This window comes from Marinitoga sp. 1154, assembly GCF_013363285.1.
GTDB lineage: Bacteria > Thermotogota > Thermotogae > Petrotogales > Petrotogaceae > Marinitoga.
In genome coordinates this window covers 12,801-27,180 of record NZ_LBFB01000004.1, presented here as the reverse complement: position 1 = coordinate 27,180, position 14,380 = coordinate 12,801, and the positions used below count along the sequence as shown (strand labels likewise).

Annotated in this window: 21 protein-coding genes; all 21 read left to right on the top strand. The window is 31.1% G+C overall.

All coding sequences use genetic code 11. The features are described from left to right. Positions 1-239 precede the first annotated feature (239 nt). On the top strand, positions 240-1,595 hold the full coding sequence (locus tag XO12_RS02840; protein ID WP_047265693.1) for an MFS transporter: 1,356 nt from the start codon (positions 240-242) through the stop codon (positions 1,593-1,595). Further along, on the top strand, positions 1,582-2,151 hold the full coding sequence (locus tag XO12_RS02835) for a hypothetical protein (protein ID WP_175419656.1): 570 nt from the start codon (positions 1,582-1,584) through the stop codon (positions 2,149-2,151). The genes XO12_RS02840 and XO12_RS02835 overlap by 14 nt, the downstream gene beginning before the upstream one ends. Further along, positions 2,139-3,326, top strand: coding sequence for a VWA-like domain-containing protein (locus tag XO12_RS02830; RefSeq protein ID WP_047265691.1), 1,188 nt, complete (start codon positions 2,139-2,141; stop codon positions 3,324-3,326). The genes XO12_RS02835 and XO12_RS02830 overlap by 13 nt, the downstream gene beginning before the upstream one ends. 317 nt (positions 3,327-3,643) lie before the next feature. Next, on the top strand, positions 3,644-4,018 hold the full coding sequence (rpsL, locus tag XO12_RS02825; RefSeq protein WP_047265792.1) for a 30S ribosomal protein S12: 375 nt from the start codon (positions 3,644-3,646) through the stop codon (positions 4,016-4,018). A gap of 12 nt (positions 4,019-4,030) precedes the next feature. After that, positions 4,031-4,498: a 30S ribosomal protein S7 gene (gene rpsG / locus XO12_RS02820; protein WP_047265690.1), complete on the top strand. Its 468-nt coding sequence runs from the start codon at positions 4,031-4,033 to the stop codon at positions 4,496-4,498. Positions 4,499-4,518: 20 nt separating this feature from the next. After that, positions 4,519-6,597 carry an elongation factor G gene (fusA, locus tag XO12_RS02815; protein ID WP_047265689.1) on the top strand — a complete coding sequence of 693 codons (2,079 nt, stop codon included), beginning with the start codon at positions 4,519-4,521 and terminating at the stop codon, positions 6,595-6,597. Between the two features lie 33 nt (positions 6,598-6,630). Further along, positions 6,631-7,830, top strand: coding sequence for an elongation factor Tu (gene tuf, locus XO12_RS02810; protein ID WP_047265688.1), 1,200 nt, complete (start codon positions 6,631-6,633; stop codon positions 7,828-7,830). 88 nt (positions 7,831-7,918) lie between these two features. Next, a complete protein-coding gene (rpsJ, locus tag XO12_RS02805) occupies positions 7,919-8,227 on the top strand; it encodes a 30S ribosomal protein S10 (protein WP_047265687.1) in 309 nt (102 codons plus the stop codon). A 30-nt stretch (positions 8,228-8,257) separates the two neighbouring features. Next, positions 8,258-8,881 (top strand): 50S ribosomal protein L3, encoded by a 624-nt coding sequence (rplC, locus tag XO12_RS02800; protein WP_047265686.1) that lies wholly within the window; start codon positions 8,258-8,260, stop codon positions 8,879-8,881. A 34-nt stretch (positions 8,882-8,915) separates the two neighbouring features. After that, positions 8,916-9,593 (top strand): 50S ribosomal protein L4, encoded by a 678-nt coding sequence (gene rplD / locus XO12_RS02795; protein WP_175419655.1) that lies wholly within the window; start codon positions 8,916-8,918, stop codon positions 9,591-9,593. Further along, positions 9,593-9,892: a 50S ribosomal protein L23 gene (gene rplW, locus XO12_RS02790; RefSeq protein WP_047265684.1), complete on the top strand. Its 300-nt coding sequence runs from the start codon at positions 9,593-9,595 to the stop codon at positions 9,890-9,892. Before rplD ends, rplW begins: the two co-directional genes overlap by 1 nt. A gap of 16 nt (positions 9,893-9,908) precedes the next feature. After that, positions 9,909-10,733, top strand: coding sequence for a 50S ribosomal protein L2 (rplB, locus tag XO12_RS02785; RefSeq protein ID WP_047265683.1), 825 nt, complete (start codon positions 9,909-9,911; stop codon positions 10,731-10,733). A gap of 17 nt (positions 10,734-10,750) precedes the next feature. Continuing rightward, positions 10,751-11,035 carry a 30S ribosomal protein S19 gene (gene rpsS / locus XO12_RS02780; protein WP_047265682.1) on the top strand — a complete coding sequence of 95 codons (285 nt, stop codon included), beginning with the start codon at positions 10,751-10,753 and terminating at the stop codon, positions 11,033-11,035. A 14-nt stretch (positions 11,036-11,049) separates the two neighbouring features. Next, on the top strand, positions 11,050-11,502 hold the full coding sequence (gene rplV, locus XO12_RS02775; protein ID WP_047265681.1) for a 50S ribosomal protein L22: 453 nt from the start codon (positions 11,050-11,052) through the stop codon (positions 11,500-11,502). Between the two features lie 12 nt (positions 11,503-11,514). Continuing rightward, positions 11,515-12,147 carry a 30S ribosomal protein S3 gene (rpsC, locus tag XO12_RS02770; RefSeq protein ID WP_047265680.1) on the top strand — a complete coding sequence of 211 codons (633 nt, stop codon included), beginning with the start codon at positions 11,515-11,517 and terminating at the stop codon, positions 12,145-12,147. A 22-nt stretch (positions 12,148-12,169) separates the two neighbouring features. Then, positions 12,170-12,598 (top strand): 50S ribosomal protein L16, encoded by a 429-nt coding sequence (gene rplP, locus XO12_RS02765; RefSeq protein ID WP_047265679.1) that lies wholly within the window; start codon positions 12,170-12,172, stop codon positions 12,596-12,598. Further along, positions 12,595-12,801, top strand: coding sequence for a 50S ribosomal protein L29 (gene rpmC, locus XO12_RS02760; protein WP_175419654.1), 207 nt, complete (start codon positions 12,595-12,597; stop codon positions 12,799-12,801). Before rplP ends, rpmC begins: the two co-directional genes overlap by 4 nt. Positions 12,802-12,807: 6 nt before the next feature. Next, positions 12,808-13,110, top strand: a complete 303-nt coding sequence (gene rpsQ / locus XO12_RS02755; RefSeq protein WP_175419653.1) for a 30S ribosomal protein S17 — start codon at positions 12,808-12,810, stop codon at positions 13,108-13,110. Next, on the top strand, positions 13,110-13,478 hold the full coding sequence (gene rplN, locus XO12_RS02750; protein WP_175419652.1) for a 50S ribosomal protein L14: 369 nt from the start codon (positions 13,110-13,112) through the stop codon (positions 13,476-13,478). The genes rpsQ and rplN overlap by 1 nt, the downstream gene beginning before the upstream one ends. 9 nt (positions 13,479-13,487) lie before the next feature. After that, positions 13,488-13,805, top strand: coding sequence for a 50S ribosomal protein L24 (gene rplX / locus XO12_RS02745; protein WP_175419651.1), 318 nt, complete (start codon positions 13,488-13,490; stop codon positions 13,803-13,805). 17 nt (positions 13,806-13,822) lie between these two features. Then, entirely contained in the window at positions 13,823-14,377 is a 555-nt protein-coding gene (gene rplE / locus XO12_RS02740; RefSeq protein WP_047265674.1) for a 50S ribosomal protein L5, read from the top strand. Positions 14,378-14,380: the final 3 nt, after the last annotated feature.

Below are 14,380 nucleotides of genomic sequence, written 5' to 3'. Positions count from 1 at the left end.
AAAATTAAATATTTTTATACATGGTTATTATAACGGTTTATAAAATTAAAACAAATAAAAAAAACGGTAATTAATTATAATATAAATTGATTATAATCAATAAAATACAATAAGAAGTTAAAATATCCTTTTAATAATAACAAATTAATTTAAATATATAATGAAAGAAAATTAAAGCAAATAAAATAATTAAAGCATATAATATGGTATAATTATGATGTGTAAAAAGGAGGAAAAAAATGATTAAACTCACAAAAACTTTAAAATTGTCAATAATTGAAGCGATGTTTTTCAATGCTTTTTTTGTGGCGACTCAAACATTTATAATAATATCTATAGCATTATATTTCAATGCGAATCCTTTTCAGATTTCCATTGTTTCATCTTTTCCTGTTTTTTCACAGATGTTTCAAATCTTTACTCCTTTTTGGTATAAGCTTTTTAATGGAAGAAAAAAAAGTTTAATGATTGTTTCTATAATAGGACGGGGCTCTTTAGTTTTTCTTCCAGTTGCAATATTTTTCAATATAACAAAATCATGGGTTTTTGTAAGCATAATGCTTGTATATTCATTATTTGGAACATTTATTAGCAGCATATGGACAACTTCTATGAGGGAATTAGTACCTTTTGAAAAAAGGGGAAAATATTTTGGAATGAGAAACGTATTTGCTTCAGCAGTAGGAATTTTAGCGACATATATGTATGCTCATTTTTTAGATTTTTCAGATAAAAAATCAGGAATACTGATAGTATCATCATTAGTGGCGCTTTTTTCTATAGTTACAATAATTCTTTTTTTATTTCATCAAATTCCGGAAATTACAGAACAATCCTTTAAGATAAATTTAAAAAAACCATTTCAAGATAAAAAATTTCAAACATTTTTAGTATTTGTTGGCATATGGACGTTTTCAATAGAATTAACCAGACCATATTTTTCATACTATCAATTAGCTATATTGCACATTAATACGACGTTTTTAGGAAATTTAAGCGTATTATCAGGGTTAATAACAATAATATTATATCCGTTTTATGGGAAATTGAGCGATAAATATGGAAATAAAAATATATTAATGATAGGTATAACTCTGGCTACGATAGCTCCATTACTTTATTTTGTAATGACTGATTATAATTTTAAAAGTTTATTATTGCTCGATAGTATATTTTCTGCATTTGCGTGGTCGGCTATAAATTTGACGTTTTTTAATTTATTGCTTGAAACTGTTTCAGAACCAGCAGAAAGTTATATAGGTGTATATGCTTTTATCTCTGGAATTTCAGCGATAATTGCTTCAAATATAGGGGGATTTTTTGGTAATGTATTAAAAGAAAGAAATTTTTATATATTAGGAGATAAATATCATGGAATTCAAATACTCTTATTTGCAGGTTTTTTATTGAGAATATATGCCTTATTGCACCTGACAAGTGTTGAAGCATATGAAAAACCAATAAGATATAAAAGCTGGTTATTATCAAATCCGACATTGTTTAAAAGACGAGAAATAAATCTTCCAATATACTTGAAAATTTTGAAACCAAAAAAAAGAAGAGCAAAAGCGGAGGGAAATGATGTTAGAAATTGAGAGAAAATATACAATTAATGAAAAAGAAGCTATAAAATTAAAAGATAAATCTATAAAGAAAATAGGAATTATACAATGGTATATAAAAAATACCAGAGACGAGATAGAAAGGGTTAGATTACAAATAATAAAAGATAACAATAAATTAATAAAGAAATGGAATTTTGCATATAAAGCCAATACTGAAATTCCGCACGAGAAAATAGAAAAAGAAGAAAATTATATTCCCAAAGATATTAAACATTTATTTAATAAAAAAATGGTTATAAAAATCAGGCATGTAATAAAAGAAAATCCAGAAATAGTGCTTGATAAATTTATAAATGTAGAAGGTTTAGAGTATAATATAAAAGAAAAATATTTACTGGAAATTGAAATGAAAGAAATAAAAAAATATACACCAGAAGATTTTTTTAAAATATTAAGAGAAGAAAAAATAAAAATATTAAAAGATGTAACGGAAGATTATAGATATTACAATAACAATATAGCAAATAGAATTTCCAGAAATATAAATCTTTTAGAAATATTAGAGGTGTTGAAATGGAAGATATAAATGATATAATAGAAAAAGCATGGATAGAACTTGGAAAAGAAAGTATATTTTATAATTATTTAAAAATGTATTTTGATAATATACCATCTTTTAATGTAAGAACAATAAAACTTTCAATATCTAAATCTGGAAGATTTAAAATAATATATAATCCAAAAATATTAAGAGCAAAAGGTTTAATATTTTCAAAATCTCTTTTAAAACATGAAATTTTTCATATAATACATGGTCATATATTTATTAAATCAAAAGATAAAAAAGATAAAAAACTCTGGAATTTAGCAATGGATGCAGCGGTTAATCAACAAATAAGAGAATTAGATGCGTTTTCTATTCCGCTCAACGTATTGCTTGATGAAGGCTGTGGAACGGATAATGAAAATATTTTTATCGGACCACCGATTAATTACATAAATAAAACAGTTGAAGAATATTATAAATATATTATAGATTATTTTGAAAAATCTAATAAAATTGATTTGGAATTATTGGAAGATTATAGAGTTGACTCACACGAAGAATTTGGAAATTTTGAACTCATAGAAGAAGTGGTGAGTGATCTTGTAAGTGAAGTGATTAGTGAAACATATGAAAAAGCAAAAGGAGATATTCCTTCTGGATTAGAAGTACCCATATCTTTAATAATAAAAAAATCCAGAAAAAATTGGAAAGATTTAATTAGAAGATTTTTTGGAAGTTCGATGATAATAGAAAAATATAGAACAATATTGAGACCTAATAGGCGATATGATAATCAACCAGGTTGGAGAACTGAATTTGGTCCAAAAATTGCGGTAGTACTTGATACAAGTGGTTCAATAATTGAAGAAGAGTATAATGCTTTTTTTTCAGAAATAGAAAAAATAGTTAGAATGTATAATTCAAAAATATATATAGTACAAATTGATAATAATATACAAAATGTTTTACAATATGGAAAAGGAGATTGGAAAAATATAGAAATTAAAGGTAAAGGTAATACAGATTTTGAACCGGCTATTAATTATTTAGAAGAAAACGTTAGGCCTGAAGGTATAATAATATTTACAGATGGTTATACAGATATACCTATTGTTAAACGAAGAGTATTATTCGTTTTAAGTGAAAAACACAATAGTGAATTCAAAAGTAATGCTGAAAATATTTATGGGGAAAATTCTGTAATAGTTTTGTAATAAGGCAATAAAACACCCGGGACCGTGTATTATATCGTAACAAATTAATAAAGCATTTTTTTTATAAAACGTGTAGAATAGAATATAGTAGAATTATAAAAAATATATATGACTGATAAAAATATTTAATATAAAGGATTTGGTTGATATATCAATTCCATATGTTTATAAAAATCATAAAAATGAATATAGAAATTCGATTAACATAAACGTAACTTCACAAAAAAATCACAACTTTTTAATTGAAAATTAAAAAGACCTGAGGTAAAATACACTTGGTATTTTTTAAAATATTGAAAGGAGGAATAGAAAATACTATGCCAACTATAAATCAACTTGTAAGATACGGAAGAAAACAAATCAAGAAAAAATCAAAATCACCAGCTTTACAAAGTAACCCGCAAAAAAGAGGAGTATGTGTAAGGGTTTCAACAATGACACCTAAAAAGCCAAACTCAGCTTTAAGAAAAATTGCGAGGGTAAGGCTTTCAAATGGAATAGAAGTTACAGCATATATTCCAGGTGAAGGGCATAATCTTCAGGAACACTCGAATGTATTAATAAGAGGTGGTAGGGTAAAAGACTTACCAGGTGTTAGATACAAAATTATTAGAGGAACATTGGATACAGCTGGTGTTGAAGGAAGAAAACAGAGTAGAAGTAAATACGGAACAAAAAGACCTAAGAAGTAAGGAGGTAAGTAAATGAGAAGAAGAAGAGCACCAAAAAGACCGGTAACACCTGATCCAATATATAATGATGTTTTAGTTTCTAAATTAGTTGTTAGAATAATGAAAGACGGTAAAAAAACTGTTGCACAATCAATAGTATATGGAGCGTTTGATATAATAAAAGAAAAATTGGGAAAAGATCCTTTAGAAGTGTACCATCAAGCAGTAGAAAATGTCAGACCATTAATAGAAGTAAGGCCAAGAAGGGTTGGAGGAGCAACATATCAGGTTCCATTTGAAGTGCCAGAAGAAAGGGCAATATCTTTAGCTTTAAGATGGATAGTAAAAGCTGCTCGCTCAAAATCCGGAAGACCAATGAAAGAAAAATTGGCTCAAGAATTAATAGATGCATATAATGGGGTTGGTGCAGCAGTTAAAAAGAGAGATGACGTACATAAAATGGCTGAAGCAAATAAAGCTTTTGCTCATTACCGCTGGTAATATATTGAGGAGGGATTATTTTGAAAGAGCGGTTATATGCTTTAAACAAAACAAGAAATATAGGAATAATTGCACATATTGATGCAGGTAAAACAACTACTACAGAAAGAATCCTGTTCTATACTGGTAAAAAGCATAAATTAGGTTCTGTTGATGATGGAACTGCTACAATGGATTGGATGGAACAGGAAAAAGAAAGAGGTATTACAATAACTTCAGCTGCAACAACATGTTTCTGGAAAGATCACAGGATTAATATTATTGATACGCCCGGACACGTTGATTTTACCGTTGAAGTTGAAAGAGCTTTAAGAGTATTGGACGGAGCAGTAGCGGTTTTTGATGCACAGGTAGGTGTTGAACCACAATCAGAAACAGTTTGGAGACAGGCTGATAGATATCATGTTCCAAGAATTGCATATATGAATAAAATGGACAAACTTGGAGCAGATTTCTATAATGCGGTTCAAACAATGATAGACAAATTGGGAACAAATCCATTACCCATTCAGATACCAATTGGTGCTGAAGCGGATTTTGAAGGTGTAGTTGATTTGGTAAAAATGAAAGCTGTTTATTGGATTAGTGAAGACGGAACAAAATTTGAATATAGAGATATACCAGAGGATTTGGTTTCAAAAGCAGAACAATATAGAGAAGATTTAATTACAGCAATTTCAGAATATGACGAAGAAATAATGGAATTATTCTTTGAAGGCGAAGAAATTCCAGAAGATAAAATAAAAGCAGCTATTAGAAAAGGAACTATTGAAGGAGCATTTATTCCTGTTATATGTGGAACATCATTCAAAAATAAAGGTGTTCAACCAGTATTAGATGCGATAGTTGATTATTTACCTTCACCATTGGATTTACCTCCTGTGAAAGCATATGATGAAAGAACAGGAGAGTTTGTAAAAGAATTGACTCCAGATGAAAATGGACCATTTGTAGCATTGGCTTTCAAAATAATGGTAGATCCATTTGTTGGTAAATTAACATTTGCAAGGGTTTATTCTGGAAAATTACAAAAGGGTAGTTATGTAAAAAATAGCTCCAAAGGGAAAAAAGAAAGAGTTTCACGACTGATGTTTATGCATTCGGATCAAAGGGAAGAAGTCGATTATATAAGAGCTGGTGATATTGTAGCTATTATAGGATTAAAAAATACAACAACAGGTGATACATTAACAGAAGAATCAGAAAGCATAGTATTAGAAAAATTAGAATTCCCAGAACCAGTTATATCACTATCAATAGAACCAGAAACAAAAAATGATGAAGCAAAATTATCTAAGGCTTTACAGGCCTTAATTGAAGAAGATCCAAGTTTAAATGTAAAATTAGACCATGAAACAGGGGAAACAATTCTTTCTGGTATGGGAGAATTGCACTTAGAAATAATTGTAGATAGGTTGAAAAGAGAGTTTAAAGTTGGTGTTAGAGTAGGACAGCCACAGGTTGCTTATAGGGAAACAATTAGAGGAACAGCAGATGTTGAAACAAAATATATCAGACAATCTGGTGGTAGGGGACAATACGGACATGTTAAAGTAAAAATTGAACCTATAGATAATACAAAAGTATTGGAATTTGAAGATAAAATAGTAGGAGGAATTATTCCGAAAGAATATATTCCTGCAGTTGAAGCTGGTATAAAAGAAGCAATGCAATCAGGTATATTAGCTGGATATCCAATGGTTGGTATAAAAGCAACATTATATGATGGTTCCTACCACGAAGTTGACTCTTCAGAAATGGCATTTAAAATTGCTGGTTCTATGGCATTAAAGGATGCTGCAAGAAAAGCAAATCCGGTATTATTAGAACCTATAATGAAGGTTGACATAACAACACCGGAAGAATATATGGGTGATATTATAGCAGATTTAAATTCAAGAAGAGGAAGAATAGAAGGTTTTGAAAATGTTGGTAATACAAATACTAGATTAATTCACTCTTTGGTTCCATTATCAGAATTATTTGGATATGCGACAGTGTTAAGATCATTATCTCAAGGTAGAGCTACACAATCAATACAATTCTCACATTATGAAGAAGTGCCTGCTTCAGTAGCAGAGAAAATCATAAACGGTTAATAATTCATCACAAAACATAGAGGAGGGAAAAAAATGGCAAAAGAAAAGTTTGTCAGAAACAAACCACATATGAATATTGGTACTATCGGACATATTGACCATGGTAAAACAACATTAACAGCAGCTATTACAAAATCATTAGCAATGAAAGGATATGCAGACTTTACACCATTTGAACAAATCGATAAAGCTCCAGAAGAAAAAGCAAGAGGTATTACAATTAATATTGCACACGTTGAATATGAAACAGATAACAGACACTATGCACATATTGACTGTCCTGGTCACGCTGACTATATCAAAAATATGATCACAGGTGCTGCACAAATGGATGGTGCTATCTTGGTTGTTGCAGCTACAGATGGTGTTATGCCACAAACAAGAGAACACGTATTATTATCAAGACAGGTTAATGTTCCTGCAATTGTTGTGTTTGTAAATAAAACAGATATGGTTGATGACGAAGAAATTATTGAATTAGTAGAAATGGAAGTAAGAGAATTATTAAGCCAATACGAATTCCCAGGAGATGAAATACCAGTTATCAAAGGATCCGCATTAAAAGCATTAGAAGCAGACTCTCAAGATGATCCATGGGTACAAAAGATTTACGAATTAATGGATGCAGTTGACAGCTACTTCCCAGAACCACAAAGACCTGTAGATCAGCCATTCCTAATGCCTGTTGAAGATGTATTCTCAATTACAGGTAGAGGAACAGTTGTTACAGGAAGAATTGAAAGAGGAGCAATTCATCCAGGTGATGAAGTAGAAATCGTTGGTATGACAGATGAAATAAGAAAAACAGTAGTTACTGGTGTAGAAATGTTCAGAAAATTATTAGATGAAGGTATTGCTGGTGACAACGTTGGATGTTTGTTAAGAGGTATTGATAAAGATGAAGTATGGAGAGGTCAAGTATTAGCAAAACCAGGTTCAATAACACCACATAAAAAATTCAAAGCACAAATTTATGTATTGAAGAAAGAAGAAGGTGGAAGACATACACCATTCAAAAAAGGTTACAGACCACAATTCTATATTAGAACAGCTGACGTTACAGGTACATTGTTAGAATTCGAAGGCGGAGCAGAAATGGTAATGCCTGGTGATAACATTGTAACAACAGTAGAATTAATCTACCCTGTAGCATTAGAAAAGAACATGAGATTTGCTGTTCGTGAAGGTGGAAGAACAGTTGGTGCTGGAGTTGTTACAGAAATAGTAGAATAATAAAATCTTTTTGCAAAGTTTTTACTATAAAATATAAAATCGGGGAGCTTCCACGCTCCCTTTGCTAAATGCTTAAAGGAGGGTTTATATGGCAAAGAAATTGATCAAAATAAGATTAAAGTCTTATGATCATAGATTGTTAGATGAATCTGCGCAGAAAATAATTGATGCGGTAAAACAAAGTAATGCAAAGGTTTCAGGACCAATACCATTACCAACAGAAAAAACAATCTATACAGTAATAAGATCTCCTCACAAATACAATTATTCAAGAGAACAATTTGAGAAAAGAGTACATAAAAGAGTTATTTATATTTATGATGCAACTCAAGAAACAGTTACACAATTATTAAAGATACAATTACCATCGGGTGTATCAGTAGATATGAAAGCTTAATATTTGATCGGGCTCTGGAGGTGAATTAGCATGAAAGGTATATTAGGAAGAAAAGTAGGAATGACAAGAGTGTATAAAGATGGTAAAGCCATCCCGGTCACAGTTATAAAGGCTGGACCATGTGTAGTAGTACAGAAAAAAACAGAAGAAAAAGATGGATACACAGCTATTCAGGTTGGATTTGAAGAAGTTAAAGAGTATAAAGTAAACAAGCCAAAACTTGGGATTTTTAAAAAAGCTGGCGTAAAACCTATGAGATTCTTAAAGGAATTCAAAGTTGAAAATGTGGATAATTATGAAATTGGTCAAGTTATTGATGTGACAATATTTGAAGAAGGGGAAAAAATAGACGTAACTGGTTGGTCAAAAGGTAGAGGTTATACAGGTGTTATGAAGAGATGGAATTTTGGTGGTGGAAGAAAAACACATGGTTCAAAATTCCATAGAGCATTGGGTTCAACGGGTAATCATACAGAACCAGCAAAAGTATTTAAAGGTAAAAAAATGTTCGGACAATATGGGAATGAAAAAGTTACAGTATTAAACTCAGAAGTTATAAAAATAGATAAAGAAAATAACTTAATAGCTGTTAAAGGTGGAGTTCCAGGTGCGAGGGGTGGATTATTAATAATAAGAGAAGCAATAAAAAAGTAAGCCCCGAAAATGAAGAATGAGGAGGTAAATAAAAATGGCTCAATTAGACCTTTATTCAATTAAAGGTGAAAAAATTGGAACAATAGAAGCAAAAGATTCTATTTTTTCAATTGAACCGAATATTGATCTTTTATACAGATATGTCGATATGCAGTTAGCAAATAAAAGAAGAGGAACAGCTTCAACAAAGACAAGAGCTGAAGTAAGAGGTGGCGGAAGAAAACCGTGGGCACAAAAACATACTGGAAGAGCAAGAGCAGGTTCTACCAGATCACCATTGTGGAGACATGGTGGAGTTACATTTGGGCCAAAACCAAGAGATTGGTCAAAAAAATTAACTAAAAAAATGAAAAAATTGGCTTTAAAATCCGCATTAAGTGTTAGAGTAAAAGAAAATAATTTAATAGTAGTGGATGAATTGACATTTGAAAAACCAAAAACAAAGGATATGAAAGAAGTATTAAAGAACTTTGGATTTGAAAATACTAAAACATTAATAGTGTTGCCGTGGAAAAAAGATGAATATATAAATGTAAAATTATCTGCAAGAAATATTCCTGGAGTAAAAGTTATAATCGCTGATAATCCAAATCAGGGTAAAAACGGAAATAAAACAAATGTTGATGGTTTGAACGTATTTGATATAATAAACAATGAAAAAGTAATCCTTACAAAGGATACAGTAACAAAGATCGAGGAGGTGCTCGGCTAATGGATAGAAAACAATTTAATTATGATATAATAATCAGGCCGATCCTCACAGAAAAAACATATATGTTGATGAGTGAAAATAAATATACTTTTGAAGTTGCAAAAGATGCAACAAAACCAGAAATCAAGAAAGCTGTTGAGGATATATTTAATGTTAAAGTAGAGAAAGTTCATGTAATGAATGTGAAACCAAAACCAAAAAGATTGGGAAGGTTTGAAGGTAAAACAAGATCATGGAAAAAAGCAATTGTTAAATTAGCTGAAGGTTATGTTATAAAAGAGCTTCAAGGTAATTTATAAGGAGAGGTGAGTTAGAATGGGTCTCAAAAAATTTAAGCCAACAACTCCTTCAAGGAGATTTATGATAATCACAGATTTCTCAGAAATTACAAAATCCACCCCGGAAAAATCCTTAATTAAACCTCTCAAGAAAACAGGTGGTAGAAACTCATATGGTAGAGTTACTATGAGACATAGAGGCGGTGGACATAAAAGAAGATACAGATTAATAGATTTTAAAAGAGAAAAATTTGGTATTCCAGCAAAGGTTGTATCTATAGAATATGATCCTAATAGAAGTGCAAGAATAGCATTATTAGTATATGCAGATGGTGAAAAGAGATATATTCTTGCTCCAAAAGGTATAAAAGTTGGAGAAGAAATATTATCAGGACCAAATGCAGAAATAAAGCCTGGTAATGCATTACCATTAGAAAATATACCTGTAGGTACAATTATTCATAATATAGAATTTGAACCTGGAAAAGGTGCAAAAATAGCAAGATCGGCAGGGACATATGCACAATTAATGGCAAAAGAAGGTAAATATGCATTATTAAGAATGCCTTCAAGTGAATTGAGAAAAGTTCATATAAAATGTATGGCTACAATTGGTATGGTTGGAAATGAAGATCATATAAACGAAGTATTTGGTAAAGCAGGTAGAACAAGATGGCTTGGTAAGAGACCACATGTTAGAGGTATGGCTATGAACCCAGTTGATCACCCAATGGGTGGTGGTGAAGGTGCAAGTAAAGGTCATATACCAAGAAGTCCTTGGGGAACACCTGCAAAAGGATACAAAACAAGACGTGGAAAGAGAAAATCAGATAAATTTATAGTAAGAAGAAGAAAAAAGTAACCTAGGGGGTGCTGTGAGTGAGTAGATCGTTAAAGAAAGGACCTTATGTACACCCAAGTCTGTTGAAAAAGATTAGGGAATTAAATGAAAAAGGTGAAAAGAAAGTAATAAAAACATGGAGTAGGGCATCTATGATTTTACCTGAAATGATAGGACATACAATTGCTGTACATAATGGCATGAAACATATACCTGTTTATATAACAGAGCATATGATTGGACATAGATTGGGAGAATTTGCACCAACAAGGAGATTTGGTGGTCATGCTGACAAAAAGGCTAAAAAAGGCAAGGTGAAATGAGGAGGGACGTAACCATGGCTGTATCAAGAATTCAAGATGGTAAAAAATTAAAAAGATCCGTATTTCATAGAATAAGAAAAGAAGCTGAAGCAGCACAGCCAAAAATCGAAGCAAAAGCTACTGCAAAATACTTAAGAATTTCCCCAAAAAAAGCAAGATCAGTTGTAAATGCTATAAGGGGTAAAAATGTAGATGAAGCATTACAAATATTAATGTTCAGTCCTAAAAAAGCTGCAAGGTTAACATATAAAGTATTGGTATCAGCAATAGCAAATGCTGAAAATAATTTTGGTTTAAATGCAGATGATTTATACGTTGCAGAAGTATATGTGAATGATGGGCCAAGAATGAAAAGATTATGGCCAAGAGGAAGAGGAAGAGCTGACATATTACAAAAAAGGTTAGCGCATATTACTGTTGTTGTTAGAGATAGGGAAAAAGAAAAAGAGTTAAAATCTCAGAAGTGAGGTGGAATGTCCGTGGGTCAAAAAGTACATCCATATGGATTTAGGTTAGGAATTTCAAAACCATGGAAGGCTAATTGGTTTAGTGAAGATAATTATGCAGAATTTTTAAAAGAAGATTTAAAAATTAGAGATTACATAAAGAGAAAATATTACGAAGCTGGTGTAGGAGATATATTAATTGAAAGACCATCTTCAACACAAATAAACATAACAATAAAAGCAGTAAGAGTTGGAATAATTATTGGAAGAAAAGGTGTAGAGATTCAAGCGTTAAAAAAAGAAATTGAAAAAATGGTTAATGATAGAAATGTTAGAATAAATATTGATGAAATCAGAAATCCTCAGGTAAATGCATTATTAATAGCAGAAAATATTTCGGCACAAATATTGAAAAGAGCTTCATACAAAAGAGCTATGAAAAGAGCAATATCAGCAGCTTTAAAAAGAGGCGCAAAAGGAATTAAAATTATGGTCTCAGGAAGATTAAATGGTGCAGAAATCGCAAGAACTGAATGGTATATGGAAGGAAGATTACCTTTACAAACATTAAGATCTGATATTGATTACGGAACTGCTGAAGCACAAACATTGTCTGGAACAATCGGAATAAAGGTTTGGGTATATAAAGGCGATACTCAGTTATGAACTAAAGGAGGGCGTGATGTAAATGTTAATGCCAAAAAGATATAAATATAGAAAAATACAAAGAGGAAAGATGAAAGGTAATGCCAAAGGAGGAACATTGGTAGACTTTGGTGAATGGGGTTTAAAAGCTTTAGAACCTGCTTTAATAACTTCGCAACAAATTGAAGCTTGTAGATTAGCAATGGTTAGAACATTAAAAAGAAATGGAAAAATATGGATTAAAATATTCCCTGATAAACCAATTACTTCAAAAGGAATCGGAACAAGAATGGGTAAAGGTAAAGGAGACGTTGAAGGTTGGACGGCAGTAGTAAAACCAGGAAAAATTTTATTTGAAATTGCCGGAACTTCTGAAGAATTAGCAAAAGAAGCTTTAGAATATGCAGCAACTAAATTACCTATAAAGACAAAAATAGTACCCAGGTACCATATAAGGGGGGAAGCAAAATGAAAAAACAAGTAGCTGAATTAATAAATTTAACAGATGATGAATTAAGAGCAAAATTAGAAGAATCCAAGAAAAAATTATTCGAAATGAGATTTCAACACGAATTAGGACAAATAAAAAATACTGCTTCCATAAAAATGGTGAGAAGAGACATAGCAAGAATAAAAACAATTCTCAGACAAAGGGAATTGGGTATAAGGAGGTAATGAGTAATGCCTAAAAAAACGTTAATAGGCGAAGTTGTAAGTGACAAAATGGATAAAACCGTTACTGTAAAAGTAGAAAGAAAAATAAAACATCCTATATATAAAAAGTTCGTTAAAAAATCAAAGAAATTTCATGCTCATGATGAAAATAATGAATGTGAAATAGGAGATATTGTTGAAATAGAAGAAACAAAGCCATATTCAAAAACAAAAACATGGAAAGTCGTCAGAATAGTTGAAAAGAATATTTTTGCGGAAAAAAATAATGAAACACCCGAAGCAGTGGAAGAAGTTGGGGGTGACGCATAATGATTCAAGCCGAAAGTTATTTAAGAGCTGCAGATAATTCAGGAGCAAAGTTATTAAGAGTTATAAGAGTTTTAGGTGGTTTTCATAAATCGGTTGGTACAGTTGGAGATGTTGTAGTATGTTCAGTAAGAGAAGCAATACCGCACACAGATATAAAAAAGGGTCAGGTAGTAAAAGCTGTAGTTGTTAGAACAAAAAAAGAAATAAAAAGAAAAGATGGTTCACATATAAGATTTGATGAAAATGCAGCAGTTTTAATAGATAAAAATAATATGCCTGTAGGTACTCGTGTGTTTGGACCAATTGCTAGGGAAGTAAGAGAAGCAGGTTATACAAAAATAGCATCTCTTGCACAAGAAGTATGGTGAGGTGAGAGTATGAAAATAAAAAAGGGTGATTTAGTAAAAGTAATCTCCGGAAAAGATAAAGGTAAGGAAGGGAAAATCTTAAGGGTAATACCAAAATTAAATAAAGTTATAGTTGAAAATGTAAATATAGTAAAAAAGCATCAAAGACCTACCCAGCAATTAAGAGAAGGCGGAATTATAGAACAACCATCTCCAATACATATAAGTAAAGTAATGATTGTATGTCCTAGTTGTGGTAAACCAACAAGAGTTGGATACAGATTCTTAGAAGAAGGTAAAAAAGTAAGAATTTGTAGAAAATGTAATGAAATTATAGATAAGGTTTAATGAGGGAGGAATAGATTATGAGATATGAATACATTCCATTAAAAGAACAATATGAAAAGGAAGTAGTTCCAGCCCTCATGAAAGAATTTGGCTATAAAAACATTCATGAAGTTCCAAAAATAGTTAAAATTGTTGTTAATATGGGAATTGGTGAGGGCGCAAGAAACGCTGATGTTGTTGAAAAACATGCTCAAGAATTATCTTTAATCACAGGTCAAAAAGCTGTAGTTACAAGAGCAAAAAAAAGTGTTGCAAATTTTAAATTAAGAGAAGGAATGCCGATTGGTGCAAAAGTTACACTAAGAAATGTAAAAATGTATAATTTCTTGTTTAAATTAATAAACATAATCTTCCCAAAATTAAGAGACTTTAGAGGTATGAATCCAAACAGTTTTGATGGAAGAGGAAATTACACATTTGGTTTAACAGAACAATTAGTATTTCCTGAATTAAAACCAGATCAGGTTAAAAGAGTTCAGGGTATGGATATTACCATTGTTACAACTGCAAAGACTGATGAGGAAGCAAGAAAACTCCTTCAATTAATGGGCTTCCCTTTCAAGAGAGATTAAGGA

Excerpts from the sequence above, each read along its gene's own strand:
- rpsL (WP_047265792.1), top strand. The coding sequence starts at position 3,644 with ATGCCAACTATAAATCAACTTGTAAGATACGGAAGAAAACAAATCAAG.
- rpsG (WP_047265690.1), top strand. The coding sequence starts at position 4,031 with ATGAGAAGAAGAAGAGCACCAAAAAGACCGGTAACACCTGATCCAATA.
- XO12_RS02840 (WP_047265693.1), top strand. The coding sequence starts at position 240 with ATGATTAAACTCACAAAAACTTTAAAATTGTCAATAATTGAAGCGATG.
- rplC (WP_047265686.1), top strand. The coding sequence starts at position 8,258 with ATGAAAGGTATATTAGGAAGAAAAGTAGGAATGACAAGAGTGTATAAA.
- rpsJ (WP_047265687.1), top strand. The coding sequence starts at position 7,919 with ATGGCAAAGAAATTGATCAAAATAAGATTAAAGTCTTATGATCATAGA.
- rplB (WP_047265683.1), top strand. The coding sequence starts at position 9,909 with ATGGGTCTCAAAAAATTTAAGCCAACAACTCCTTCAAGGAGATTTATG.
- rplD (WP_175419655.1), top strand. The coding sequence starts at position 8,916 with ATGGCTCAATTAGACCTTTATTCAATTAAAGGTGAAAAAATTGGAACA.
- rplX (WP_175419651.1), top strand. The coding sequence starts at position 13,488 with ATGAAAATAAAAAAGGGTGATTTAGTAAAAGTAATCTCCGGAAAAGAT.
- rpmC (WP_175419654.1), top strand. The coding sequence starts at position 12,595 with ATGAAAAAACAAGTAGCTGAATTAATAAATTTAACAGATGATGAATTA.
- XO12_RS02830 (WP_047265691.1), top strand. The coding sequence starts at position 2,139 with ATGGAAGATATAAATGATATAATAGAAAAAGCATGGATAGAACTTGGA.
- rplV (WP_047265681.1), top strand. The coding sequence starts at position 11,050 with ATGGCTGTATCAAGAATTCAAGATGGTAAAAAATTAAAAAGATCCGTA.
- rplN (WP_175419652.1), top strand. The coding sequence starts at position 13,110 with ATGATTCAAGCCGAAAGTTATTTAAGAGCTGCAGATAATTCAGGAGCA.
- rplW (WP_047265684.1), top strand. The coding sequence starts at position 9,593 with ATGGATAGAAAACAATTTAATTATGATATAATAATCAGGCCGATCCTC.
- XO12_RS02835 (WP_175419656.1), top strand. The coding sequence starts at position 1,582 with ATGTTAGAAATTGAGAGAAAATATACAATTAATGAAAAAGAAGCTATA.
- rplE (WP_047265674.1), top strand. The coding sequence starts at position 13,823 with ATGAGATATGAATACATTCCATTAAAAGAACAATATGAAAAGGAAGTA.
- rpsQ (WP_175419653.1), top strand. The coding sequence starts at position 12,808 with ATGCCTAAAAAAACGTTAATAGGCGAAGTTGTAAGTGACAAAATGGAT.
- tuf (WP_047265688.1), top strand. The coding sequence starts at position 6,631 with ATGGCAAAAGAAAAGTTTGTCAGAAACAAACCACATATGAATATTGGT.
- rplP (WP_047265679.1), top strand. The coding sequence starts at position 12,170 with ATGTTAATGCCAAAAAGATATAAATATAGAAAAATACAAAGAGGAAAG.